Source organism: Kribbella qitaiheensis (genome assembly GCF_042657745.1).
Lineage (GTDB): Bacteria > Actinomycetota > Actinomycetes > Propionibacteriales > Kribbellaceae > Kribbella > Kribbella qitaiheensis.
In genome coordinates this window covers 203143-227612 of record NZ_JBHSKE010000080.1, presented here as the reverse complement: position 1 = coordinate 227612, position 24470 = coordinate 203143, and the positions used below count along the sequence as shown (strand labels likewise).

At 67.9% G+C, this 24470-nt stretch carries 28 protein-coding genes; 8 read left to right on the top strand and 20 right to left on the bottom strand.

Annotation, left to right across the window (positions count from 1 at the left end; all coding sequences use genetic code 11):
- Nucleotides 1-22 precede the first annotated feature (22 nt).
- The 6 genes from ACFPJ1_RS42665 to ACFPJ1_RS42640 form a co-directional block, all read right to left on the bottom strand.
- Nucleotides 23-691, bottom strand: coding sequence for a transglycosylase SLT domain-containing protein (locus ACFPJ1_RS42665; RefSeq protein WP_380112149.1), 669 nt, complete (start codon nt 689-691; stop codon nt 23-25).
- A 141-nt stretch (nt 692-832) separates the two neighbouring features.
- Nucleotides 833-3331 (bottom strand): X2-like carbohydrate binding domain-containing protein, encoded by a 2499-nt coding sequence (locus ACFPJ1_RS42660; protein WP_380112147.1) that lies wholly within the window; start codon nt 3329-3331, stop codon nt 833-835.
- A 160-nt stretch (nt 3332-3491) separates the two neighbouring features.
- Nucleotides 3492-4346 carry an aldo/keto reductase gene (locus ACFPJ1_RS42655; protein WP_380112146.1) on the bottom strand — a complete coding sequence of 285 codons (855 nt, stop codon included), beginning with the start codon at nt 4344-4346 and terminating at the stop codon, nt 3492-3494.
- Nucleotides 4343-5404: an MBL fold metallo-hydrolase gene (locus ACFPJ1_RS42650; RefSeq protein ID WP_380112144.1), complete on the bottom strand. Its 1062-nt coding sequence runs from the start codon at nt 5402-5404 to the stop codon at nt 4343-4345. The genes ACFPJ1_RS42655 and ACFPJ1_RS42650 overlap by 4 nt, the downstream gene beginning before the upstream one ends.
- Nucleotides 5405-5438: 34 nt before the next feature.
- Nucleotides 5439-6119 carry an SDR family NAD(P)-dependent oxidoreductase gene (locus tag ACFPJ1_RS42645; protein ID WP_380112143.1) on the bottom strand — a complete coding sequence of 227 codons (681 nt, stop codon included), beginning with the start codon at nt 6117-6119 and terminating at the stop codon, nt 5439-5441.
- Nucleotides 6116-7087, bottom strand: a complete 972-nt coding sequence (locus tag ACFPJ1_RS42640; RefSeq protein ID WP_380112141.1) for an MBL fold metallo-hydrolase — start codon at nt 7085-7087, stop codon at nt 6116-6118. Before ACFPJ1_RS42640 ends, ACFPJ1_RS42645 begins: the two co-directional genes overlap by 4 nt.
- Before the next feature lie 110 nt (nt 7088-7197).
- On the opposite strand from ACFPJ1_RS42640, the gene ACFPJ1_RS42635 reads away from it, so the two are divergent.
- Nucleotides 7198-9807 carry a winged helix-turn-helix domain-containing protein gene (locus tag ACFPJ1_RS42635; RefSeq protein WP_380112140.1) on the top strand — a complete coding sequence of 870 codons (2610 nt, stop codon included), beginning with the start codon at nt 7198-7200 and terminating at the stop codon, nt 9805-9807.
- A gap of 70 nt (nt 9808-9877) precedes the next feature.
- On the opposite strand, the gene ACFPJ1_RS42630 is transcribed toward ACFPJ1_RS42635, so the two are convergent.
- From ACFPJ1_RS42630 to ACFPJ1_RS42580, 11 genes are all read right to left on the bottom strand, one after another.
- The gene (locus ACFPJ1_RS42630; RefSeq protein WP_380112139.1) at nt 9878-10504 is read right to left on the bottom strand and encodes a response regulator; all 627 of its coding nucleotides are present in this window, start codon (nt 10502-10504) and stop codon (nt 9878-9880) included.
- Entirely contained in the window at nt 10501-11106 is a 606-nt protein-coding gene (locus tag ACFPJ1_RS42625) for an ATP-binding protein (protein ID WP_380112138.1), read from the bottom strand. Before ACFPJ1_RS42625 ends, ACFPJ1_RS42630 begins: the two co-directional genes overlap by 4 nt.
- Nucleotides 11107-11174: 68 nt before the next feature.
- On the bottom strand, nt 11175-11825 hold the full coding sequence (locus ACFPJ1_RS42620) for a BON domain-containing protein (protein WP_380112136.1): 651 nt from the start codon (nt 11823-11825) through the stop codon (nt 11175-11177).
- Nucleotides 11818-12567: a hypothetical protein gene (locus ACFPJ1_RS42615; RefSeq protein ID WP_380112135.1), complete on the bottom strand. Its 750-nt coding sequence runs from the start codon at nt 12565-12567 to the stop codon at nt 11818-11820. The genes ACFPJ1_RS42620 and ACFPJ1_RS42615 overlap by 8 nt, the downstream gene beginning before the upstream one ends.
- A 112-nt stretch (nt 12568-12679) precedes the next feature.
- Nucleotides 12680-13333, bottom strand: a complete 654-nt coding sequence (locus ACFPJ1_RS42610) for a BON domain-containing protein (RefSeq protein ID WP_380112134.1) — start codon at nt 13331-13333, stop codon at nt 12680-12682.
- A 143-nt stretch (nt 13334-13476) separates the two neighbouring features.
- Nucleotides 13477-14031, bottom strand: a complete 555-nt coding sequence (locus ACFPJ1_RS42605) for an HdeD family acid-resistance protein (RefSeq protein WP_380112133.1) — start codon at nt 14029-14031, stop codon at nt 13477-13479.
- A gap of 52 nt (nt 14032-14083) precedes the next feature.
- The gene (locus ACFPJ1_RS42600; protein ID WP_380112132.1) at nt 14084-15154 is read right to left on the bottom strand and encodes a helix-turn-helix domain-containing protein; all 1071 of its coding nucleotides are present in this window, start codon (nt 15152-15154) and stop codon (nt 14084-14086) included.
- 119 nt (nt 15155-15273) lie between these two features.
- Nucleotides 15274-15441 carry a hypothetical protein gene (locus tag ACFPJ1_RS42595; RefSeq protein ID WP_380112130.1) on the bottom strand — a complete coding sequence of 56 codons (168 nt, stop codon included), beginning with the start codon at nt 15439-15441 and terminating at the stop codon, nt 15274-15276.
- Nucleotides 15442-15558: 117 nt separating this feature from the next.
- Nucleotides 15559-16143, bottom strand: a complete 585-nt coding sequence (locus tag ACFPJ1_RS42590; RefSeq protein WP_380112235.1) for a helix-turn-helix domain-containing protein — start codon at nt 16141-16143, stop codon at nt 15559-15561.
- The gene (locus tag ACFPJ1_RS42585; protein WP_380112129.1) at nt 16062-16520 is read right to left on the bottom strand and encodes an RsbRD N-terminal domain-containing protein; all 459 of its coding nucleotides are present in this window, start codon (nt 16518-16520) and stop codon (nt 16062-16064) included. The genes ACFPJ1_RS42590 and ACFPJ1_RS42585 overlap by 82 nt, the downstream gene beginning before the upstream one ends.
- A gap of 74 nt (nt 16521-16594) precedes the next feature.
- Nucleotides 16595-17023 carry a hypothetical protein gene (locus ACFPJ1_RS42580; protein WP_380112128.1) on the bottom strand — a complete coding sequence of 143 codons (429 nt, stop codon included), beginning with the start codon at nt 17021-17023 and terminating at the stop codon, nt 16595-16597.
- Between the two features lie 339 nt (nt 17024-17362).
- Between ACFPJ1_RS42580 and ACFPJ1_RS42575 the strand changes: the two genes are divergently transcribed.
- Together ACFPJ1_RS42575 and ACFPJ1_RS42570 are read left to right on the top strand one after the other, a co-directional pair.
- Nucleotides 17363-17587: a response regulator transcription factor gene (locus ACFPJ1_RS42575; RefSeq protein WP_380112234.1), complete on the top strand. Its 225-nt coding sequence runs from the start codon at nt 17363-17365 to the stop codon at nt 17585-17587.
- A gap of 92 nt (nt 17588-17679) precedes the next feature.
- On the top strand, nt 17680-18333 hold the full coding sequence (locus ACFPJ1_RS42570) for a BON domain-containing protein (RefSeq protein WP_380112127.1): 654 nt from the start codon (nt 17680-17682) through the stop codon (nt 18331-18333).
- Nucleotides 18334-18447: 114 nt separating this feature from the next.
- Here ACFPJ1_RS42570 and ACFPJ1_RS42565 read toward each other — a convergent pair whose 3' ends face one another.
- Entirely contained in the window at nt 18448-19047 is a 600-nt protein-coding gene (locus ACFPJ1_RS42565; protein WP_380112126.1) for a helix-turn-helix domain-containing protein, read from the bottom strand.
- 123 nt (nt 19048-19170) lie between these two features.
- Between ACFPJ1_RS42565 and ACFPJ1_RS42560 the strand changes: the two genes are divergently transcribed.
- Complete coding sequence (locus ACFPJ1_RS42560; RefSeq protein WP_380112125.1) at nt 19171-19452, top strand: putative antibiotic biosynthesis monooxygenase; 282 nt, start codon at nt 19171-19173, stop codon at nt 19450-19452.
- Nucleotides 19453-19509: 57 nt separating this feature from the next.
- Nucleotides 19510-19947, top strand: a complete 438-nt coding sequence (locus tag ACFPJ1_RS42555; protein WP_380112124.1) for a hypothetical protein — start codon at nt 19510-19512, stop codon at nt 19945-19947.
- A gap of 69 nt (nt 19948-20016) precedes the next feature.
- Here the strand turns inward: ACFPJ1_RS42555 and ACFPJ1_RS42550 are convergent, their stop codons facing one another.
- Nucleotides 20017-20214 carry a three-helix bundle dimerization domain-containing protein gene (locus ACFPJ1_RS42550; RefSeq protein WP_380112123.1) on the bottom strand — a complete coding sequence of 66 codons (198 nt, stop codon included), beginning with the start codon at nt 20212-20214 and terminating at the stop codon, nt 20017-20019.
- 218 nt (nt 20215-20432) lie between these two features.
- Between ACFPJ1_RS42550 and ACFPJ1_RS42545 the strand changes: the two genes are divergently transcribed.
- Both ACFPJ1_RS42545 and ACFPJ1_RS42540 read left to right on the top strand, forming a co-directional pair.
- Nucleotides 20433-21326 carry an MBL fold metallo-hydrolase gene (locus ACFPJ1_RS42545; protein ID WP_380112122.1) on the top strand — a complete coding sequence of 298 codons (894 nt, stop codon included), beginning with the start codon at nt 20433-20435 and terminating at the stop codon, nt 21324-21326.
- A 348-nt stretch (nt 21327-21674) separates the two neighbouring features.
- Nucleotides 21675-21929 carry a hypothetical protein gene (locus ACFPJ1_RS42540; RefSeq protein ID WP_380112121.1) on the top strand — a complete coding sequence of 85 codons (255 nt, stop codon included), beginning with the start codon at nt 21675-21677 and terminating at the stop codon, nt 21927-21929.
- A 12-nt stretch (nt 21930-21941) separates the two neighbouring features.
- Here ACFPJ1_RS42540 and ACFPJ1_RS42535 read toward each other — a convergent pair whose 3' ends face one another.
- On the bottom strand, nt 21942-22064 hold the full coding sequence (locus tag ACFPJ1_RS42535) for a hypothetical protein (RefSeq protein ID WP_380112120.1): 123 nt from the start codon (nt 22062-22064) through the stop codon (nt 21942-21944).
- Nucleotides 22065-22217: 153 nt separating this feature from the next.
- Here ACFPJ1_RS42535 and ACFPJ1_RS42530 point away from each other — a divergent pair, with 153 nt between their 5' ends.
- Nucleotides 22218-24437, top strand: coding sequence for an NADP-dependent isocitrate dehydrogenase (locus ACFPJ1_RS42530; RefSeq protein ID WP_380112119.1), 2220 nt, complete (start codon nt 22218-22220; stop codon nt 24435-24437).
- Nucleotides 24438-24470: the final 33 nt, after the last annotated feature.

The window sequence follows — 24470 nt, the reverse complement described above, 5'->3', positions numbered from 1 at the left end:
GTGTGCGTCCCGGGCGCAGGCTCTATGGCACCCGGACGGCGTTCGCGGCCTTGTCCCAGTTCTGGTGCAGGCGGTCGAGGTAGGACTGCGCCTGAGCGCCAGGCTTCGCGCCCGCGGCGAAGGCTCGCATGTTGCCCGAACCTGTGTTGTAGCCCAGAGCAAGCAACTCGTCCTTGCTGAGCGTCCCGCGCGTACGACTGGGCAGTCGCGCGGCCAGGTCATGCAGATGCCAGGCGGCCGCTTCCACGGCGAGCTCGGGGTTGTCGGGCAGCTCTTCCCAGCTCCGGCCGGCGAAACTGCGGCCGCGTTTGGCCTCGTTGAAGGCGGCGCGATGCATGTTGGCGATGCCGAACGCCGCGTCGGGCTTGATCCGCTGCCAGGAGCGTTCCAGCTCGGGGTCGTGCGGCTTGTAGGACTCGTTGTAGAGGATCGCCATCAGCAACTGAGGTTTGATCTCTGCCCGACCGGCAGACCTGCGCACCTGCGCGGCGAAGAACGCCGGATCGTAGTTCGTGGACCAGTCCGCGGGACTCGGCGTGATCGTGGCGCTCGGCTTCGGTGCCGGACGACTGGGCGTGTCCGACGCGACGGCCCGAGGCGGGGCCGCAGTCTCCGGCGACTCTCCCCCGCGCGCGGCCCAGGCCGCCACGGCAACGGCGCCGACCGCGATCCACCACCAGCCCTTGCTCACCCGCACCTCTCATCACAGCGGCATCAACCCAACAAGACCATACCGGGCCGCCACCAATCCTCCGGTAGATCAGGCGGACACGCATGGGAGATCTGGAACCTTCGACAGGTTCCAGATCTCCCAGTTCCTACGACCTCAGGGTTACTTCGCGATCGTGTACCCGATGATGTCGCTTCGCAGCACCTCACCCGAGACCTTCACGATGCGCAGAGTGTGCTGCCCATCCGTCAGGCCGGTCTGGGTGAACACCTGCCGCGCCGTGACACGCGCCTCGTTGGAGAGGTTCACCCGGCGGACGAGCTTGCCGTCGATGTAGACGTCGGCGTCGCCCTGATCCGGAGCCAGCGCCGTGATCCAGTCAACGCCGGTGCCCCGGAAGGCGAAGGTGATCGCCGCGCCGTTCGCCGTGGCGGAGTGCACGTCGTCGCGGTAGTCACCACGGAAGCTGAAGTCCAGCGCCGTGCTGCCGACCGGCTGCGTCGCGAGGTACTCCTTCTTGATGGTCACGACCTTGCCCGCGACCGTGTAGTCGGTGCCCATGACAAGGATCTTGCCGGTGTTCGCGATCGAGACCAGCTCGCCGGGGTCGCGCCCGATCTCGGTGCTGACATCGGCCTGAGCGGACTTGTCGAAGGCCGCGGTACCCGGGTTGAGCAGGCTCTCCTGCCGCACGACCAGCTTGTCGACCAGCATGAACTGTCCCGACTTCTTCACACCGCGGATCGTGTGGCTCCCGTTCGGCAGGTCCGAGATGCTGTACACCACCTGCTGCGCCGAGCGCGTGTCGGCGTGGGTGTCCACGGTCGCCTTCAAGGCACCGTCGACGTAGATCTCGACCTCACCCTGCGAGGGGTCCTTCTCCGTCACGTAGTCGACACCGTTGCCGACGAAGCTGTACGAGAAGGCGTCGCCGTTGGTCTCCGTGTACTGCACGTCGTCCTGATAGTCACCGAGCCCACGGCCCGTACTCCGGCTCCACGAACCCGTGTAGACGATGCCCGGGTCGTCGTTGTTCAGGTCGACCGTCCGTACGGCGGACGTGGTCGCCTTGGCGGCCGCGGGAGCCCCAGAGTCCGCCACCGTGACCGTCAGCGGCTCCGAGACCGCCGGAACCTCGTTGTTGCCGTTGCGCTTCCAGGCGCCCTCGTAGGAGACGCGCAGGTCATCGTCGTTGACGCGGATCGCTGCGTTCTTCTGCGGCGTGACCTTGAACAGACGGACACCGTGCGGGGGCACAGTCGCCGCGGTGTAGCTGGACGCGAACTGTCCCAGGTCCTTCTTCGCCCACAGGTCGCGCACCTTCGCGGAGCCGTCCAGACCGAGGTCGGCGAAGTTCGCCGTCATGTTGGCCTCGGTGGTCCCGAGGTTGAACATCGCGACGGTGTACGAACTGTCGGCGTTGAGCGAGTACCACACCTGCCGGTTGGTCTTGGTCGACACCGGCTGGGCGGGACGCCCGGTCTGGTTGACCGCGATCACCTCGGGGTTCGTGAGCAACTCCAGCCCGTACGAGTCGAGCTTGGTCATGTCGTTGCCGATGTAGAACGGAGCGGCGGAGACGGCCCACAGCGTTGCCGCAGTACGACGCTCGTCCTTGGTCAGGCCGTCCATCGTGCCGTTGCCGACATTCAGCGAGTCGAGATCGTTCCAGCCACCCGGCCCACCATGGCGCCACCAGTCCGCCACCTTGGGGAAGAGCCGCGAGATGTTCGGCCAGGCCGTCAGCGCCTCACCCGGGCAGTAGCACTCGACGTCCCAGTCGAGTCGCCACCCGTTCGCCCACTGCTTCCAGTAGTCCGCGTAGTTGATGTCGAGAGCCCAGGAGAGCTCGAACCAGATCTTGTGGCGAGCGAGCGCCTGCGACCATCCCTTGACCTCGTCGCGTGCGTCGAGGGAGAGATCGTTCTTGCCGGAGCCCGGGGTCACGCTGTCGAACTTCAGGAAGTCGACGCCCCACGCGGCGAACTGATCGGCGATCGAGTCGATGTACGCCTGGGCGCACGGCTTCGTCATGTCGATGCGGTACCCGAAGCCCCAGTAGTCCCCCTGCTGCAGGGGTTGCTTAGCCAGGTCTCCCGTCGTACAGCCAGGGTGGCCGTAGACGGGATAGTTGGCGTCCATCATCGCCTGCGAGATTCCCGGGATGCTGTAGAGCCCGACCTTCTGGCCGTTCGCGTGGATGTGCTTGATCACCGCCTGCAGACCATCCGGATACAGCTTCTTGCTCGGTACGGGCCGGCCGTACTCGTCGACACCGTCGTTCCACCCCGCGTCGATGTTGATGTTCTTGAACCCGAACGGCTGGAGCTTGGTGTGCATCGCATCCGACTGCGCGATGATCTGGTCCGCCGTGATCCAACTGGGGGCGCCAGGCTTGGTTTCGTACACCTGCATGCTGTAACTGCTCCAGCCCATGTAGGGCTTCTGCGCCGCCTCCCCCGCCGGACCGAGTGAAGGGTTCGCCGCCGCGGTGACGCTCGCCGGGCTGCTGATGCTCGCCGCGCTGGGAGCGCTCGCCGTCGTGGTGACCTCGCGCGGCCCCCGCGGCGGTCCACTCGCGCCCGGTACGGCGGATGGCGTCGCCGCCGCGCCCGCCGGGAGCAGCGCGCCGACGGCGACAAGCGCGACTATGCCTTGCATCGCCCTCTTTCGAAGGGATCTGGTCATGAGCGGTGACCTCTCTGATGAGCTGACAGCCGAGACTCCTGGTGCTCGCGGTCTTCGCGCTTCCCAGAAACACGGATCCGATAGGATATTGGAGCCTTTACTTAACTCTGTCAAGATTTGGGCCCCACGACTCCTATCTCACTCGCGATCCAAGGCGGGTCAGCTCGGTGCGGGTCTCTTCGTCGAGGCGGAGGTCGGCGGCTGCGAGGTTCTCGGCGAGGTGGGCGCGGGTGCGGGTGCCTGGGATGAGCAGGATGTTCGGGGCGAGGTCGATGAGCCAGGCGAGCGCGAGCTGGGCCGGCGACACGCCCAGTCGTTCGCCGAGTGTGGCGAGGACGGGGTCGGCGAGCAGCTGGTGCCGCTGCTCGCCGGGTAAGCCCAGCGGACAGAACGGTACGAACGCGATCGCGCGTGCCTCGCATTCGGAAAGGACGTCGAGGGACCGCTGGTCGGCCAGGTTGAAGAGGTTCTGCACGCAGACGATCTCCGTCTGGTCGACCGCTCGCAGCAGGTGCAACCGGGAGATGTTGCTGAGTCCGATGCCGTCGATCAGCCCTTCCTCGCGGGCCTGGATCAGAGCCGCGAGGTGGGCGTCGAACTGCCTGCCCGGGATCTCGGCCGGATCCGTCATCCGCAGGTTCACCGCCGCCAGCCGCTGGGTGCCGAGCGTGGCGAGGTTGTCCTCGATACCTTGGCGTAGCAGCGCGGGATCCGTGTCGGGGCGGGCGGCCACTTTGCTCACGATCGCGAGGTCGTCTGGATAGGGGTGCAGGGCCTCGCGGACGAGCTTGTTCACCGTGCCCGACCCGTAGTACTGCGCGGTGTCGAGGTGGTTCACCCCGGCCGCGACAGCCGCGCGCAGTACGAGCAGTGCCTCGTCGCGGTCTCCCGGCGGACCGAAGACCCCGTCGCCGGCGAGTTGCATCGCGCCGTACCCGGCCCGGCGCACCTGCCACGGGCCGAGTGCGAAGGATCCGCCAAGTGTCACGGGTGGACCTGCGAGCCGACACCGCTGTCGAGTCGGACCGATTCAAGGATGAGGAACGCGGTGCTGGCGGTGTAGACGTCGGCGGCGGCGAGCACCCCTGTGTACTTCTTGATCACCGGCGCGGCCGCGTAGTCGACCTGCGCGTCCTGGTAGGTCTTGACCGCGGCCCAGGTGTTGACGCCGTACTTGGTGAAGAACGGGGTCGGATCGACCGCCACCAGCGCCTTCTTCACGCCGTCGATGAGGTCGGCGACGTACTGCTGGTAGACGACCATGTCCTTCCGGGTGCCGGTCCGGCCCATGTGGCCGCCGATGTAGTGCTTCCACGGGTAGGTCAGGGCTTTGGCCGGGGCCGCGATGGAGCCGGGGACATCCTCGTTGATGTTGAAGCTCGCGAACGGCACCCAGCCGGGCAGGTTGATGTCGACCAGCATCAGCGTGTCGTGGTTCGGCAGGTGGATGTAGATGTTGTCGGGCGTGTGGTTCGTGCCGTGCCAAGCCAGGTCGATCCGCTCGCCGCCGATGCGCAGCGTGCGACGGGTCTCGAAGGTCAGGTCGGGCACGGGCCTGGTCGGATCGTTGTCCCGGGCAAGCAACCGCTTCGTCTCGGTGTGGCCGACGCGGACCACGTGACGGCCGAACAGGGACGAGGCGCCGAGGTGGTCGGCGTGGTGGTGCGAGTAGACGATGTGCGTCACCTTGTTGGACACGCCGTTGGCGGACGCGATCTCGTCGATGGCTCGCTGCAGGTTGTGCCCGATGCTCGGGGGTGCGTCGAACAGCACCACTCCGTCCTTGGTGGTCAGGAACGCGGCCTGGTAGGTGCCGTCGGTGACCCAGTACAGGTTCTTCTCGAGCCGCCCGACGAAGTAGCCCTGCGCATTGACGGCCGGGCCGAGCGCGGACGGCGGAATCGGCGCGTAGTCGGGCAACGTGTCGTCGGCCGCGGCCGGCTCGGCGAGGACTCCCCCGGCCACTGTGGCTAGCGCCGGGACTGCCGCGATCGCCGCCCCACGGGCTAAGAACGAGCGGCGGTTCGGGGTTGAGCTGGATGACATGGTGGACCTTTCCAGGGGTACGACGGGTTGACGGTCAGGGGCCGTAGGTCGGCACGATGGCGCCGCTGATCGGAGCCGCGGCGTCACTGACGAGGAAGGCGATGGCGTCGGCGGCGGCCTCCGGTGAGACCGCGTGCGCCATCAACTCGGGACTCAGGTACGGCCGGTTCTTGGCGGTGTCGAGGATGTCCGGTGCGATGGCGTTGACCCGGATCCCGAGCGGGCGGAGCTCCAGATCGAGCACGCGGGTGAGATGGACCAGCGCGGCCTTGCTCACGCCGTACGCCGCCATCCCAGGGGTCGGCTCCAACCCGGGCTTGGAGGCCACATGCACGATGACGCCCGTACCTCGGTCTCTCATGTACGGCGCCACCGCCTGGGTCAGCCACAGCGCGGCGCCTGCGTTGACGTCGATCATGAGCCGCAGATCTTCCGGGGTCGCGTCGAGTGCATCACCGAGGCCATAGGTGCCGAGGGTGTTGACCAGTACTTCGGGCGGACCGACCTCGGCGGCGATCCGGTCGACAAGGACCTTCGCGACGGCCGGGTCGGCCGCGTCGCCTACCTCGGAGCGGATGCCGTCCGGCAGTTCCTTCAGGCCCTCGGCGTTCCGGTCGACAGCGACCACCGTGAACCCGCCGGTTGCCAGCTTCTGCGCCGTCGCCCGGCCGAGTTCCCCGCCCGCGCCGACCACGATTGCCACCCGCGCGCTCATGGGTGCACCTGCGATCCGGTGCCGAGGTCGAGACGGATGGACTGCAGGATGCTGAAGGTCGTGCTGGTGGTGAAGGCGGGTACGTCGGCGGCCGCGAGAACGCCGGTGTACTTGGCGATCACTGGTGCGGCGGCCTCCGCGGTGACGGCGTCGAGGTAGCCGCCCACACCGGCCCACACGTTGGCGCCGTACTTCATGAAGTACGGGGTCGGGTCGACCGAGGCGAGCGCGGTGTGCGAGCTCTCGACGATGTCGGCGATGTACTGCTGGTGCAGGACCAGATCGTCGCGGGTGCCCAGCCGGCCGAGGTGACCGCCGATGAACTGGCTCCACGGATAGTCCATCGCCTGATCCGGCGCGCCGATGTACCCGGGCACGTCCTCGCTCAGGTTCAGGTTGTAGATCGGTACCCAGCCCGCGTTCACGATGTCGATCAGCATCAGCGTGTCGTGGTCCGGGAAGTGGATGTAGATGTTGTCCGGCGAGTGGTTGGGCCCGTGGTAGGCCAGCTCGACCCGTTCGCCGCCGACCTCGAGTGTGTAGCGGTCCTCGAAGGTGACCTCCGGGGCCGGCCGGGTCGCGTCGTTGTCCCGCAGCAGCAACCGCCGGGACTCCGCGTGCCCGATCCGCACGATGTCGTCGCCGAACAGGTTCGCCGCGCCGGCGTGGTCGGCGTGGTGGTGGGAGTAGACCAGGTGGGTCACCGTGTTGCCGATGCCCTCGGCCGCCGCCACCTCGTCCACGGCCCGCCGCAGGTTGTGGCCGATGGTCGGCGGGGCGTCGAACAGGACCACCCCGTCGGGCGTCGCGAGGAACGCCGACTGGTAGGTGCCGTCGGTGACCCAGAACAGGTTGCGCTCGACCCGGCCGACGAAGTACCCCTGCTCGTTGAGGGCCGGGCCGAAGGCCGCCTCGGGGACCGGAGCGTAGTCCGGTAGTTCGTTCTCGCTTGGACTCGACGAAGTCATGATCACCCTCTGTTTCGTTGCGCAGTCGATCAAGATGTGCTCAGCTTCGCGATCAGGCCGGTGAGAGGTCGTCACCTGATTCCAGTGATCTCCGCGAGTACGCTGACCGGGTGCCTGGAGAAGATGGCGGGACGCGGCCTGGGCTGATCGACCGTCGCGAGCTGCTCACCGCCCTGGACCACGCGGTCGAGAAGCGCGTGACGGTCATCTCCGCGCCCGCCGGCAGCGGGAAGACGTCGCTACTGCACGCGTGGGCCGACCGACAGCGCCAGCGCGGCCGGATCGCCTTCGTGTCGGTCAAGCCCGGCCAGCACGACGCGCAGCTGTTCTGGCTCACCCTGCTGGGCGCGATCCGTGGCTCCGAGGCCCCGCCCCCGGCGCCTGGGTTCAACGGCCGGGCCATGGTGGACAAGGTGCTGTCCGAGCTCGCGGCGTCCGGCGATCCCTGCGTCCTGATCATCGACGACCTGCATGAGCTGACCTCCGCCGAGGCCATCGAGCAGCTCACCGCCCTGTTGACGAACCTCCCCGCGAACGTCCATGTGGTCGTAGCCACCCGCCGCGACCTTCCGCTGCGCCTGCATCAGCTCCGGCTGGCGGGAGAGCTGGCCGAGATCCGCGCGGCGCAACTGCTCTTCACCGAGGACGAGACTCGCAAGCTGCTCACGGCCGCCGGGATCACGCTGCCCGACCAGGCGGTGACCACGCTGTACCAGCGGACCGAAGGCTGGGCGGCCGGGCTGCGGCTGGCCATCCTGTCCCTGGCCGGGCACCCGCACCCGGAACGGTTCGTCGCCGAGTTCTCCGGCAGCGATCGCACGGTCGCCGAGTACCTGATGGCCGAAATGCTGGACCGGCAGCCACCAGAGGTACAACGCCTGCTACTGCGTACTTCCCTGCTGGACCGGGTCAACGGCGAGCTGGCCGACCTGCTCACCGGGGCCACAGGCTCAGAACGGATCCTGCTGGAGCTCGAGGACGCCAACGCGTTCGTCCTGTCCCTCGACCCCGCTCGTACCTGGTTCCGCTACCACCACATGTTCAGCGGCCTGCTCCGGCTGGAGCTCCGCCGTACCGTCCCCGCGGAGGTCCCGGAGCTCCACCGGATCGCCGCGCGGTGGTTCGCCGACAACGGTGACACCGCCGACGCCATCCGCCATCTGCAGGCCGCTGGTGACTGGACCGAGGCGGCCCGGCTTCTCACGGACCACGCCCTCAGCCTCACCCTCGACGGCCAGGCCGGGACCGTGGCGGTGCTCCTCCATACCTTCCCGGCCCGGATCGGCGAGGACTTCCCCGGGCTGGCGTTGGTGCACGCGATCGCCGACCTCGACCAGCTCCACCTCGACCAGGCGGATGCGCACCTCGACGTGGTCAGGGTGTACGCCGCGACGACAGCGCCCGACCAGCAGTACCGGCTGCGGATGGCCGTCGCGTGTCTGGACCTCCTGTCGGCGCGCCTGCGCGGTCACTTCGTCAGCGTGTTCGAGCAGGTGGACGCGCTGCCCGCCCCGACCGCCGGGCAGTCCACCGCAGATGTGGTTCTGGGCAACGACCTGCGGGCCATCGCGCTGCTGAACCTCGGCGTCACCGAAGCGTGGTCGCTGCGGCTGGCGGAGAGCGAGAAGAGTCTGCTGGAGGGCGCGGCCCTAGCCCGCGACATCGGTCGGCCGTACCTCGAGGTGGCGTGCCTCGCGCACCTCGGGTTCGCCGCCACCGGCCAGTCCTACGCCCTGGCCCGGCAGCATTGCGAGAACGCCATAGCGCAGGCGGCGCGGCACGGCTGGGACGCCGAACCGGTGATCGCGCCCGCGCAGGCGACGCTCGCCGGGATCCTCGTCTCGGCTGGCCAGTTCGACAGCGGCGAGAAATGGCTGGAGCGCGCCAAGCACGCCACCGAGGCCGGCGGAGAGCCAGGCCTTCGCCTCCTCATCCACCTGATCGCCGCAATCCTCTGGGCCGGGCGCGGCCGCCATCGCGAGGCGCTGGCCGAACTCATCGCCGCCGAGCAGGTCCGCGCCCGCATCACCGGGAGGCACGCCTTGACGTCCCGGGTCGTCGGCTGGACGATCGCCACCCAGGCCCGTCTCGGGAAGATCGACCAAGCGCGAGCCACCCTCGCCACCGTCGACGACCAGCTGGCCGCCACCGGCGAGATCCGCAACGCGGCTGCGGTGATCCGCCTCGCCGAGCACGATCCGGCCGCCGCCCGCCGCGAACTCCGGCCCGTGCTCGACGGCCTGGCCCCGGTCAACCCGTACGCCACCCTGATCGAGGCTCACCTGCTGGAGGCGCTCGCCTGCCGGGATCTCGGCGACGAGCGTGCGGCACGAGCAGCCATGGAGCGCGCGCTGCACCTGGCCGAACCGGACCGGCTGATCCTGCCCTTCGCGATGACCGGCGCCTGGCAGCTGCTGACCGCCCTGCCACCGCACGGCACGTCGCACGCCGCACTCATCACCGACATCCTCGACGCCGTTCGCGGCGAGAGCCCCACAGCCCCTGCGCCGGTTGAGAACCTCAGCCCGACCGAGCTCCGCGTGCTCCGCTACCTGCCGACCAACCTCACCAGGCCCGAGATTGCCGGCGAACTGTCGGTCTCGCTGAACACGGTCAACACCCACATCCGTCGCATCTACGCCAAGCTCGGCGCCACCGACCGATCCTCGGCCGTGCAACGCGGACGCGACCTGCGCCTGCTGTCAGCCGGCCGCGCGTGACCAGCCCTCGGGCCGGTACGCCCGCTGTGCGGACGTTGCTGGCGCAAGGCTGAAGCTCATCGCTTCACACTCAGCTCGCTCCGATCAGGCCGTGGGCGAGTGCGAACAGGACGAGTTCGGCTCTGGTCGCCAGGTCGAGTTTTCGCATGATGTGGGCCCGGTGGGTGTCCACCGTGCGTACCGAGATGTAGAGCTTCCCGCTGATCTCCTGATTCGTGTAACCGAGGGCAAGCAGTGCCAGAACATCACGCTCACGCTCGGAGATCGGCTCGAGTGCCGGTACGCCGTCGTCGACCACCAGGTGGGCGCCGAGATCGGGATCGACGTACCGCGCACCGGCCGCGACGCGGTGGATCGCCTCGATCAACTCGGTGTCGGACGCTCGTTTGGGCACATATCCGTGCGCACCCGCAGCCAGCGCCCGCCGTACTGACGTCGGCTGGGTCAGTGACGAGACGACGAGGATTCTCGTCGACCGAGCCTCCTTGAGGAGATCCGGAATGGCGTCGGTCCCGCCCCGCCGCGGCAGCACCAGGTCCAGCAGGACGACATCGGGTTGGACCGCGCGTGCCGTTCGGACGGCCTGCGGGACAGTTCCCGCCTCGCCGACGGTTGTCAGGTCCGGCTCGCGATCGAGTCGGGTCCGCAGCGACGAACGGAACAGGCCATGATCATCGACGAGCAGGAGGCGGATCATCCGCGGCGTCCGACGATGACCATGGCGCGGGCTCCTCCGACGGTTCGGGGTTCGAGCTCGATGATGCCGTCGAACCGGGCGACCAGCCGGCGGCACAGGGTGAGACCGAGTCGAGTGCCCGTCGCGTAGCCCTGGCTCGAGGCCGGCCCGACCCCGTCGTCCTCGACGACGAGGACGCTGCGATCGCTCTGCACCCGGGACCAGACATGAATCCGGCGTGCACCGGCTGCTGTCGCGTTGGCGACGAGATTCCTGAGCAGGAGCCGGAGAACGCCTGCTGGAATCGGCAGGTCGTCGACCGGTCCCGTGATGACTTCGATCCGGAGCTTGCTGTCGGCAACCGCCTGCCGTAGGCAGTCCGCCGTCAGTGCGGACCCGTGGCCGGGATCGGATTCGGCGTGCACCGCGTCCAGGATGGTGTCGACCAGCTCGACCGCACGGGTCACACCCAGGCGCAGGTCATCACTGTGGAGGGCGCTGAGGAGTGACGACTTGACCTCGTGCGCAAGCAGTGCCGCATGATCCTCGAGTGCTTCGTTCTTCCGAGCAAGCCGGGCAGCGTGCTCCGCGAGACGCTCGGAGGTGGCGCACGGTCGCCGCACGGTAGTGGACTTTCCCGATGGAAGACTCGGCATACGGCGATGCCGATCGACTGACGTGATCAGTTCCATCAGTACGAGACGGTCAGCCGGTCGTTGACGGTGGTGACCCCCGGCGCCGCCCAGGCAGCCGCGAGGGCCGCGTCGTGCTCGGACCAGGACCGCACACTGCCGTTGAGGGTCACCTTTCCGTCCGAGGCTGCCACCGTGAGACTGTCGGCATCGATCTTCGCGTCACGCTTGAACGCCTTCTGGATGTCGTCCGCGACCTCGCCGACCGTGGAGCCGTCGCCGCCGACCAGGATCTCGTTGTCCACGCCGGTCACGCCGAGAATGTTGCCGGCGACAAACGTCGCCTCGTCACGCTGGTACTGCCAGTCGACCGTACCCGACAAGGTGACGTACCCGTCGCTGACCTTGGCATCGACCGTGGTCGGGATCAGGGAGTCGAGCAGCAACGCCCGCAGCACATCGCCGCGCAGGTCAGCATCGTAGCGCCGGCTCTTGGTGAGAATCCGTACCGTCAGCTCGTTCTCGACGTACACGACACCGTGGACACGTTCCGCGGCCTTCCTGGCGTCCCGCTTCTGCCGGAAGCTGCCGACGGTACCGCGCAGCGAGATCGTTCCGTCGTCCGCCGACACCGCGATCTCCTCGCTGTCCACCTTCGGGTCCCAGAACAGCTCGTCCTGGACGCTCAGGGCCAGTGCCTCGTCAGTCATGTCTTCTCCTAAGGATCGGGGCCTCGGCCGGACGCTCCGGCCGTTGGGGTGCTGATGATTGCCACGCTAGCCACGGCCCCGACGTACGGCTGTGTTCTCCGTGCACTGTCCCCTGCGGCCCGTGCCGAGTCCCGACCTCTTGCATCAGGAACCGGGTGCGATGGGCGGACTGGGCTGGCGAGGTCGTGTCTACGGCAGCCCAGTCATAGACCCGTCGGGCGGCGACCCTCCGCCTCATCCAGCCAGTGCCGGCGCGGCGGAGCAGTGTGCCGAAGCTGACGTCGGCGCCGACCAGGACGATCTCGTCGACCATGCAGGCCAGGACGAGATCGGACACCCGCACGAGCCGTCCATCGCCGTCGAGGATCCGGCGATCGAGAAGGTCGACGGCCAGCGCGACCAGACCGTTCTGGTCCGGGAGCGGGTGCGGCTGGAGACCAGAGGTGGTGAGATATACCTCCCACCGAGAGATGCCCGCCATTGCGGTGTAGGGGATGAAGACGATCCTGCGGCGCGTTCGGACGAGGATTCCGTGCAGCGGCGGGTGCTCACCGCCATTGCCCAAGGCAACGACCAGGTCGTGCACCCGCCCGACGCGGTTGCCCCTCCGGTCGTAGACCGATCGTCCGGTCAGACCGGCGAGAGACACGAGTGTGGCGACGGGCTGGGCCCGCAGCCGCTGGTTGAACGCCGGCCCGCGCCCGGAGCGACGCGGAACAGGCCGGCCCGAGATCGAGGTCATAGATACCACCCGGTCGAGAAACGGCTGAAGAGCCACGGCCGCAGTCGGCGCGTGGCTGCCGGTCGCCCAGGCACGGGCGACGTCTTGGCGTCGCCCGTGCCTGGTTCGCTGGTCAGTACTTGATCGTCAGCTCGTCACTGACAGACGTGACCCCCGGTGCCGCCCACGCGGCGGCGATCGCCTCGTCGTGCTCGGCCCACGATCGGACCGCTCCCTTGACGGTCACGGCGCCGTCGCGGGTCGAGATCTGCAGCTCGTCCGCATCCAGGGCGGCATTGCGCTTGAACGCCTTCTTGATCGACTCCTGCGTGTCCGCGGCGCTCGGCGCCGGCGGCGTGATCTCGATCTCGTTGAAGACGTCGAGCAAGCCGGCGATGCTCGAGGCGACCAGGTCCGCCTCGTCGCGCTGGTACTGCCAGCTCACCGTTCCTGTCAGCGTGACGAAACCGTCGCTCACCTTGGCGTCGACCGTCGCCGGTACGAGGCTGTCCAGCATCAGCGCCTGCAGGACGAAGCCGCGCAGTTCGGAGTCGGACCGCCCTTGGCCGCCCAGCAGCCGCACCTTCAACTGGTTGTCGACCGAGTTCACGCCGAAGACCCGCTGTGCCGCCTTCCGCGCTTCTCGCTTCTCGCGCAGACTGCCGACAGTGCCGCGAAGCGTCACCGTGCCATCGTCCGCGGACACGGCGATCGCGGCGCTGTCCACCTTCGGATCCCAGAAGAGCTCGTCATTGACGTTGGCCATTACATCGTCGTCCCAGGACATTTGTGTCCTCCTTCGCATCGGTTCATCGGACACTTCGATCCTCTGTGCCGGACCGCTCCGCCACATCGGGGTTGCCGCTGATCGGCTGCGGAAAGCCCGTAGAACAAGGCCTCTGGGCCGACCGCGTAGCGTCTGGTTGTGTGTCAGCCGGCGGGGTCGGCCAGCGGTTGTGCGGCCGATCCGGACTTCCGCAGCTGCGCAGACAGCACCAGCGTGGAAATGCCGTAGACGATGCTGAACAGACCGAACACCGTGGCCAGGCTGACAGCGCCGAGGTCGGGCCGGATCGCCAGCACGATGCCGAGTGCGATCGAGACGAGACCGGTGAGGGCCCACATCGCCCGCTCCCCGGCGTACTCGTCCTGCCGGAAGGCCATCGCGACCTCGATGACGCCGGAGACGAACGCCCACACGGCGATCCAGATCGTCAGTACGAGCGCGGTGATGCCGGGCCACGCCAGCGCGGCGATGCCGGCGACGACATCGAGCACGGCGAGCAAGAGGTAGCCGATCACCGGGCCGGCACTGCGGCCCGCGAACGCGCGGGCGGCATCCGTGGCGCCGGCGACGAAGGCGTAGACAGCGAACAGAATCACGATCGCGCCGACGGTGACATTCGGCCAGGCGACCGACACCACGCCGATCACGACGGCCAGCAGTCCACGCCACAAAAGTGACGACGAAACAGACGAGAACATCAACAGCCTCCTTGGTAGAGGGGTTCGAGGTGATGGGTTACGAGGTGATGGGTTACGAGGCGACGCACTGGCGGGCCTCGTAGGTCGGGTTCGCTATCTGTGCGTAGTCGTCGGTCAGGTATGCACGGCGCTTGTCCTGGTGCAGCGCGCGCCAATCACGGGGTGACAGGCCGAAGGCCTCGCGGAAGGTGCGACTGAAGTGGGTCGCGTCGCCGAAGCCCCAGGCACGCGCGATCGAGGAGATCGTCCGGCCGGTCGCCGCGCTCCTGGCGAGCTCGCGCCGGCACCCCTCCAGCCGGCGTACCCGGATCCATTCACCCAGTCCGACGCCGGACCGGGACAGCGTCGTATAGAGGTGCCGGACCGAGATGTTGTGGGCGCTGGCGATCTTCGCCGCGGTCAGGTCGGGATCGGTGAGATGCTGCCGGGCGAACTCCAGGATCCGCAGCGCGAGCGTGTTCTCCATCGGTTCCCTGGCGAGTACGCCGTCGCCGAGCTGGGTGGCCACGACAGCCCGGATCAGCTCGATCGTCGACGCCTCGAACACGTCCAGGTCCGCCTCGGCGGCCAGCCGCTGATCGCCGACCAGCCGGGTCAGGTACGCCGCCGCGAAGTTCGCGACCGGATTCCGTGGGCCGAGCCGCAACCCGGCGACGCGGGCGAGCGCCTGGTCGGTCAGAGCCAGATCCAGCCTGGGGATCCGGACGGAATGCTGGTGGCTTCCAGCCAGGCTGGCCGACAGGTACGGCCGGCGAGCGTCGAGCAGGACGAGATCGCCCGGCGACAGCACTGTCCGCCGGTTGTACTGGGCGACAGATCGCCGGCCGGCCAACTGCTGCTCGACTACGATGCTCGGCTCCGGATCGGCCCGGGCCAGTCGTACCGTGCGCCGCAGAGTCAACGGCGTCGTCGTGACCGTGAGGATCGACAACCGGCCCAGCCGGCGACCGGCACCGCGCGCGGACACGTCGTCCGGACCGACGTGATGCTGGATCTCGACCGGCACCGCGGCGCTGCCCATCGCGATCCGCAGCAGCCGGAGGCGGTCGTCCGGCGGCATCGTCGCGGTGTCGAACAACTCGGGCAGCGAGCTGTTCCGGTGGAATGGCAACGGTTGTACCATGGGAACCTCCTGTCGATCGTCGCGAGCGTCATGCGCTCGACCTAAACGACGCTAGGAGGCCGGGTACGGCCCAGACATCGGCAATCCGACGCAACGATGACCCAATTGCGCTGAGACAGTCACTTGCGCCGGGCCCGGCGACGGCGCAGTCCGGCGACTGCCACGGAACCGATCAGGACAGCGGGGATGCCCTTGCGGACCAGAGGTCGGGCGAGGCTCTTCTTGGTGGTCTCGACCGCCAAGATCCAACCGGACAGCTTGCGCAGGTGTTCGAGCATGGCCTTCATCGTGCGCTCCTTCTCGGGTCGGCATGCGGGTCATGCCTTGCCGAAACGGTAGGAGAGCACCGGCCACCGTGGTCTGCGCGCGATGCACCACTCTCGGCTTTTTGCGCGCAGCCAGGTTCAGTGTGGCTGCTGTCGTACGGCCTCGAGGGCCAGACAGAGTTTGGCGACATCGCGAGGTGCGCTCAGCTGGCAGCCGGTCAGCTCCGCGGTCCGACGCATTCGTTGGCGAACCGTGTTGGGGTGGACGAAGAGCTGCTTGGCTGCCCGCTCGGTCGATCCGCCGCTGTCGCGCCAAGCCTCAAGAGTGTCCAGCAGAACCTCGCGATCGGCGGCCGCGTCCAGCGGGCCCAGGGTCGAGCTGACGATCCGGGCCATCACCTCGGGCGTACTGGCCGCGGTCACTGCGAGCGGCGAGCTGTCGAAGAGCGTGACCTTGGCGCCGGCCGCCGTACCGAGGATCGCGAACTTCGCGAACCGCAGCGCCTCCCGGGTCCCGTCGAGCGTCGAGTACACCGGGCTGACGCCGACCCGGTGCTCGGCGTGCTTGGTCAGCACGGCGACGAGTCGGTCCAGCCGGCCGCTCTCGGGCACCACGATGATGCCGACCTGCAGGTCCGCCATCAGTCGCCAGGCTGACGACAGGTCGACCGACCGCAGCCGCGCTTCCATCTCGGGGAACGCCTGCCGGCCGGCCTCCGGCACCTCCGCGGCGACCACGACGAACGGTCCCCGGCCGCCGAGATCCTCAGCATCTCGGCGGCCTCCCAGAGGGTCTCGTTCTCGGTGATCCGCCCTTCCAGCAGCGCCGCGACCAGGGCGGAGCGTTCGTGCTCCTGGGCGACGATCCGCTCGGCCACCGCGTCGCGGTAAGCGTCTGCCATCGCGTCCGTGAAGTCGTCGAGGATCAGCCAGATCCTGGACGCGGCGCGAACCAGCGCCTCGCTGCTGAGCGAGCGGGTCGCGTGCGCCTCGGCGACCAGGGCCTCCCAGATGAACCTGCCGCCGGCCCGGTAGGCGTCGATCGCCTTGGCCAGCGGTACGCCCAGATCGGCATGGTGTCGGCCGCTCGTGGTGATCACCGTCGGTTATGGATGGGACTTGGCCGCTGCTCGACTCCCGGATCAGATGTTTGCGCAGCTAGGCGGCCTTCCGGTCAGCTCGTCGGCGTCAGGTCGTCGGCGTCGGCACGGGCGATGGTGGCGTCGACGATGGCGTACTCCGCGTAGTCAAGGGCGTAGATCGCGAAATCAATCGCGTCGGCCGCATCCAGCTCGGCGTCATCGGCGCGCTGCTCGGCGCGCTTGAGGTCGCGTTCGGCCTTGTGCTCCTCGCCCTTGGTGCGAAGTTCGGCGAAGTGGCTGTCCATGGCAGTTCGGAGGTCGTGCCACTTCGAGTGGGCGTCGGCCTGCGCCTTGGTCGCCCGCTCGTCGATCCGGGTCTGCTCGGTGCTGACGGCAGTCTGCAGCTGCGCCTTCTGCGCCTGCAACCGTTCTCGGTTCTTCGTCTTCGCAGCGTCGACGACATCCTCGGTCTTCTTCGCGCGGTCGGATAGGTCGCTGAGCTGCTCCGAGAGCTTCTTCACGGTAGAGGCCCTTCGCAATCGTTGGGGTTGTGTTCGTTCCTGGACTGCGTACGACCGTACGAGCGCGCAGCCGGGCGTGGCCTGCGGATGATGCTCAGGTCTCGGCTTTTCGTGCTGTAACTCGCAGTAGACGGGCCCTCGCGGACGACACCGGCTGCTGGTGGTCGGGCCGGCTGTTCCCCCGCCACTGCCGACTCCGCCAAACGCTGTGGGCGCATACATCGACTGGCGCTCGCACGGCTCGGATCCTGGTAGAGGCCCGGATCGGCGCCGAGGGCTTCGCACAGCGGGTCCGCGGAACTCCGGGCGGCCGGCGTCGCGTACGCCGTACAGCCCGACATCCCAGCAGCGCACCTGACGGCGCAGGAACGGCAGGTCGCCGATCTGGCCGCGACCGGGCTGACCAACAAACAGATCGCCGAACGGCTGTTCCTGTCCCACCGCACGGTGGCCTCCCATCTTCACCGGCTGTACCCAAAGTTCGGTGTCGCCTCGCGCACGGCCCTGCGCGCCGCCCTGGATGCTCTCGCACCCGACGAGGACGCGCCACAGGTTCCTTCGTGATTTCCGCAACCGGTCAGCGGCGGCTCCGATGTCGCTGGGGTTCGGCCGACCGAGGATCGAAGGCACAGGTGACACCGACGAAAGGAACTGAGATGAGCTGGGACAGCGATCTGGTGGACGACGTCAGCGACGAACTGTTCTGGGACCCGAAGGTCGACAACGTGGCGATCGCCGTATCCGCGAAGGCCGGCGAGATCACGCTGCGCGGCACCGTGGGCAGCCTGCGCGAGAAGTGGGAGGCGAAGAAGGCGGCGCGGCGCGTCGTCGGCGTGCTGGACGTCGACAACCAGCTAAAGGTGCGACTGATGGGCGACCAGGGGCGCGTCGACGCCGACATCCGCGGCGACGTCCTGCAGGCGCTGATGCTCGACAGCCTGGTACCGAGCACGGTCGACGCCAAGGTGCGGGACGGCGTGGTGACGCTCACCGGCACGGTGGACTGGCAGTACCAGCGCGACGAAGCGGAGTTCGTTGCCTCGAACATCGTCGGCGCCCTCGACGTGTTCGACGAGATCGAGATCGAGAAGCCGAAGCCGAGCGCCGGGGACCTGCAGGAGTCGATCGACAAGGCGTTCAAGCGCAACGCCGCCCTCGACGCCGAGGGCCTGCACGTCTCGGCCGACAACGGCGTCGTCACCGTCAAGGGGACCGTGAGATCGTGGGCCGAGCGCGACGAGGCGATCGACGCCGCCTGGTCGGCGCCGGGAGTCACGACGGTGCGCGACGACCTGACCGTGGCGTACTGACCAAGTAACCGCTAGCGACGCGGGCGGCCGCCGCCCGCGTCGCTAGCGGTACGAGGTGTAGGTCTCTAGGGCAAGGCCATGGTCAGTGGTGACCGTCGGCAAATCCATCGCCGGTCACTCCGCCTTCGCCTGATCCTTGGTCGTTCGGACGTTCATTCGTTCGCCGGGTCGGCCGAAGATGCTGAGGATCTCCGCGGGCTCATCGCCGGTGCTGCCGAACCAGTGCGGCACCAGAGTGTCGAACTCGGCGACCTCGCCGGGCCCGAGCACCCAGTCCTGATCCCCGAGCACGAGACGCATGTGGCCGGACAGGACGTAGAGCCATTCGTACCCGTCGTGCGCCCGTGGCTCGGGCGTGACCTTGCTGGTCGGAATGACGATCTTCCACGCCTGCGTGCCATCGGGCTGCCGGGTCAGCGGGATCACCGTCCTGCCCTTGACCCGACCAGGCTTGAGCCTGATCCGCGGATCGCCCTCTTCCGGCGCCGCGACGAGGTCGTCCAGCGGCACCCGATAGGCGTGCGACAACACAAGGAGCAGTTCCAGGGTGGGCCGCCGCTCTCCGTTCTCGAGCCGCGACAGCGTGCTCTTCGAGATACCGGTCGCGTTCGCAACATCGGCGAGGGTCATCCGGCGCTGGGTGCGGAGTCGCTTGAGCCGGCCACCGACCCGGCCGAGCACTGCGGCGATCTCCGCCGCTGAGGCGTCCTCCACGAGCTCATCTGACGCCCATTTCCCACAAACAGCAACCTTCGTAGGTGAACGGCGCCCGCGCGCCCAGCCTTAGGGCAACCCGTCGCGCGACAGCGACGCGCACGCCCACCCGAAGGAGTCCCCGTGACCACCCCAACGCCAAACCCGAACCTCGCCGCCCCGATTTCGCCGCCTGGGGTTCCTGGACCGCCGACCAAGCACCAGCTGGCCCTGATGATCTGGCTGGCCGTCTTCCCGACCCTCACAGTCCTCAACCTTGCCCTCGGTGACTGGCTCGGCACGCTGGCACCGGTCGTGCGCACGTTCGTGCTCGCGACCATCGCTGTGCCGATCGTCATCTACGGGCTGATGCCGCAGCTGCACCGGCTCCGCCGACGCCTCCTGACCCGGACCGCGACCAGCTGAGCCGCCACCGACCCGCAGTACGTCACATCGACAAACCATAAGGAAGAGGAGCTCGCCATGGCTGTTGCCCGGATCGCCGACGCGATCGGTATCGATCAAGAGCTGCGTACGCGGCGTCTGAACGTCCTGCGTTTCGGCTACGCGTTCATGGGGGTGGGGATCGCGATCGTCAAGTGGCCGGTGCTCGTCCAGGACGCCCGATCCCTCCCGGTGATGGAGGGGGTCGTCGCCTGCCTGCTCACGGCCATGTCGTTGCTGGCGTTCCTCGGGCTCAGATACCCAGTCCGGATGCTACCGATCCTGCTGTTGGAGGTGACCTGGAAGGTCATCTGGATCACCGCGGTCGCCATTCCGAACCTGGTCTCCGACGACCTGAACGCCGCAGCGCGCGAGGTGCTGTTCAACTGTTCCTTCGTGGTCGTCATCCTCGCCGTCATCCCTTGGCGATACACCTGGAGGCGCTACGTCCGAACACCCGGCGATGCTTGGCGTTGACGAGCGGCGCAGCCGCCAGACCGCCGACTGGCAGGCAGGCAGGTCAACCGCGCCGTGGACGAATGGTGACTAGGCCAGCTCTCGCAATCGGGCCTTGGCCTCCCGCCCGACGAACAACGGCACGAAGTCCCGGATCGGAGCATCCTCGAACTCGGGGCGAGACTCACTCACGACCTGCGCCACCTCGTCCGCCGGCACCCGCGGGAACTGCTTGGCCAACCGATCGATGATTTCGTTGATCGCACGGTCCTCATCTGACCTGTCCATGCCTTCCAAGATGATCCGCCACCGGCACCCACACAAGGCCTGTCCAACATTTGACTAACTTTGCATGGCTCTGCAATTCGCGGCTCCCCCCGCACCCACCTCACCCTGGGCGCCCGCGGAGGCCGGTAGGCCAGGGAAGTGACCAGTGCCGGTGACTGGTGCGACGGATGCCGGAACGCGGGACCTTCGGGAGTACCGACAAACTTCTGGAGATACCCATGAGCAGCACGAACCTCGCGTACGACGTGTTCGTCCACGAGCCGATCGCACAGGACAGCGGATTGCTTCCGAACGGGGAGCCGAAGAAGTTCTCTCCCATCGCGAGCACCCTGATCTACGGGAGCCAGGACGCAGTACTCGTCGATCCCGGGTTGACGACCGAACACGCGCAAGCAGTCGGAGACTGGGTCGCCGGAAAGGGCCGGAACCTCACCGAGATCTTCATCACCCACGGCCACGGCGATCACTGGTTCGCGGCCGGATTGCTGGCCGAGCGATTCGGCGCCCGTGTTGTCGCCAGTGCGGGAACCATCGCCCAGATGCACGCCAGCGTCGCTTCGCGGCCGTATTTCTGGGACAAGCTGTACTCGACCGTCCCGCCATCGCCGGTGACGGCCGTGACGGTGCCGGACAACCGCTTCACGCTCGAAGGACACGAACTCGTGATCATCGAGGTCGGCCACTCCGACTCCGACGACACCAGCGTCCTGCATGTGCCGGATCTCGAGCTGGTCGTCGCCGGGGATGTCATCTACAACGGCGCCCACCAGTACCTCGGCGATAGCAACGTCGTCGAGGTCTTCGGACCATGGCGAGAGGCGATCGACAAGGTCGAGGCGCTGGAACCCCGGCACATCGTCGCCGGACACCAGAACAAGCATCTCGACGACGACGCCGACCGGACCATCGCGGCGACCCGGCAGTACCTCGATGACGCCGACGAGTTCCTGCGGACCGAGAAGACCGCAGTCGACTTCTTCAACGCCAGCATCACGAGGTACCCGGACTATCCGGGGCGGACGGTGCTGTGGGCCGGTGTCAGCGGGCTATACGGCGCACGCGAACACCCCGAGGAAGACCCCGCGCAGATCCGCCTTGCCGGCTGGCTCTGATCGGCTCAGAGGTGACTCACCCTGAGGATGGGGTCAGGGGGCGGGTGAGGCTCCCTATGGATTAGGTCAGGGGTGCGTAGGTACCGATATAGGTAATTCCCCGCATGCGCTTGAACTTTCAGGCTGCGATGTTGTTCATACCAAGTAATCGAGCGGTACGGCGGTCCGTCGCACCACTCCCCCAGACAGGAGCAGGACGATGCGACAGATCCAGATCAAGATCCGCCGAAGACCACAACGACCACTGACCCGCAAGAGCACGCAGCCGCTCGACCTGCGCACTCCGTCGGGCCGACCGCTCCCCTTCTGATCCCCAGCCCACCCGCTCAACCCGACAGACCTACGGCCATGAACCTCAGACTGCACATCCACCACGCTTTCACCGGCGGCTGGTGCGCCGACATCGACGACGACCACGACCGCCAGCCCGACGACCCGTACTGGTGCGTCGACCAATGGCCGACCCTGCAGGACGCGATCACAGCAGGCTGCCACCAACTGGCTAAGCTGTCCGCCACTGTTCAGACCACGCACCGGCTCCCCCGCGTCAGCGGCCACCACGATGGCCTCGAAGTATCGCCGTCGCTGCAACTGGCCGCCTGACCGCGCCTGAGGTCAGGTGGGCTTGCAGTACATCGCGACCACGCCGCTCTCGAACGCTGTCGAGCTGATCAGCTCCAGCGGTTTCTGGGTCCCGAGCTCGCCGTACCAGGGTGAGTAGACACGAACCTCGCGCAAGCGAGGCTCGGGCCGGCCGGGGCGTCAACCTCCGGTAAGGCGGTGACCATCGCCACTCCCCCGCTGCCGCGGGCGGTCCGCCCATTAGGGTGGGGATGCCTCCACGGGGTGACCGGGAGCGACATCGACGGAGTAGAGGAAGCGGAGTACGCGGTGACTGAGTCAACCATCATCTACACGCACACGGACGAGGCCCCGGCCCTGGCCACCTACTCGTTCCTGCCGGTGATCCAGGCGTACGCCGCGCAGGCCGGGGTGGGCGTGGAGACCCGGGACATCTCGCTGGCCGGGCGGATCATCGCCGTCTTCGGCGACCACCTGACCGAGGCCCAGCGGACCCCGGACGCGCTGGCCGAGCTCGGCGACCTGGCCAAGACGCCGGGCGCGAACATCATCAAGCTGCCGAACGTCTCCGCCTCCCTCCCCCAACTCAAGGCCGCGATCGCGGAGCTGCAGAGCCAGGGCTACGCGCTGCCGGAGTACCCGGACGAGCCGAAGACCGACGCCGAGCGCGAGATCCAGGCCCGCTACGACAAGATCAAGGGCTCGGCCGTGAACCCGGTCCTGCGCGAGGGTAACTCCGACCGCCGCGCGCCCGCCTCGGTGAAGAACTACGCCAAGACCCACCCGCACCGGATGGGCGCCTGGACGCCGGAGTCGAAGACGAACGTCGCCACCATGGGCGAGAACGACTTCCGCTCCACCGAGAAGTCCGCCGTGATCGAGGCCGACGGCTCGCTCCTGATCGAGTTCGTCGGCGCGGACGGCGAGACGACCGTACTGCGTGAGTCGGTGCCGGTGCTGGCCGCCGAGGTCGTCGACACCTCGGTCATGCACGTCGCCGCGCTGCGCGAGTTCCTCACCGCCCAGATCGCCCGGGCGAAGGCCGACGACGTGCTGTTCTCGGTGCACCTGAAGGCCACCATGATGAAGGTGTCCGACCCGATCGTGTTCGGGCACGTGGTCCGCGCCTTCTTCCCGAAGACCTTCGCGCAGTACGGCGAGACGCTGGCCGCGGCCGGGCTGTCCCCGAACAACGGACTCGGCGGGATCTACCACGGGCTGGCCGCGCTGCCGGACGGCGACGCGATCAAGGCGTCGTTCGACGCGGAGCTGGCCGACGGCCCGACGCTGGCGATGGTGGACTCCGACAAAGGCGTCACCAACCTGCACGTGCCGTCCGACGTTATCGTCGACGCCTCGATGCCGGCGATGATCCGTACCTCCGGGCACATGTGGGGTCCGGACGGCGAGGAGCACGACACCCTCGCAGTACTGCCGGACAGCAGCTACGCCGGGATCTACCAGGTCGTCCTCGATGACTGCCGGGCCAACGGCGCGTTCGACCCCGCGACGATGGGCTCGGTCCCGAACGTCGGCCTGATGGCGCAGAAGGCCGAGGAGTACGGCAGCCACGACAAGACCTTCGAGCTGGCAGCAGCCGGCACAGTCCGGCTGGTCGATGCGGACGGCAAGGTAGTACTGGAGCAGGAGGTCGCGGCGGGCGACATCTTCCGCGCCTGCCAGACCAAGGACGCTCCGATCCGGGACTGGGTCAAGCTGGCCGTCACCCGGGCCCGGGCCACCGGAGACCCGGCGGTGTTCTGGCTGGACGAGACCCGCGCCCACGACGCCAAGCTGATCGCGAAGGTCGAGGAGTACCTGACCGAGTACGACACCGACGGTCTGGAGCTGAAGATCCTGGCGCCGGTGGACGCGATCAAGTTCTCGCTGGAGCGGATCCGCCGGGGGGAGAACACCATCTCGGTCACCGGCAACGTCCTGCGCGACTACCTGACCGACCTGTTCCCGATCCTCGAGCTGGGCACCAGCGCGAAGATGCTGTCGGTCGTCCCGCTGATGGCCGGCGGCGGTCTGTTCGAGACCGGCGCGGGCGGCTCCGCGCCGAAGCACGTCCAGCAGTTGGTGAAGGAGAACTACCTGCGCTGGGACAGCCTGGGCGAGTTCTTCGCCCTGGCCGCGAGCTTCGAGCACCTTGCCCAGACCACCGGCAACGCCCGTGCCCAGGTGCTCGCGGACACCTTGGACCGCGCCACCGCGACGTTCCTCAACGAGGACAAGTCCCCCACCCGCCGCGTCGGCGGCATCGACAACCGCGGCAGCCACTTCTACCTGTCCCTGTACTGGGCGCAGGAGCTGGCCAACCAGACCGACGACGCCGAGCTGGCCAAGGTCTTCACCCCGCTGGCCGAGACCCTCGCCGGCAACGAGCAGGCCATCGTCGAGGAGCTGCTTGCCGTCCAGGGCAGCCCGGTCGACCTCGGCGGCTACTACCAGCCCGACCCGGCCAAGGCGGCGGCCGTGATGCGCCCGTCGAAGACCTGGAACGACGCCCTGGCTTCCCTGAGCTGAGCTGACACCACCCGCACAGACGCCCGGTGACCA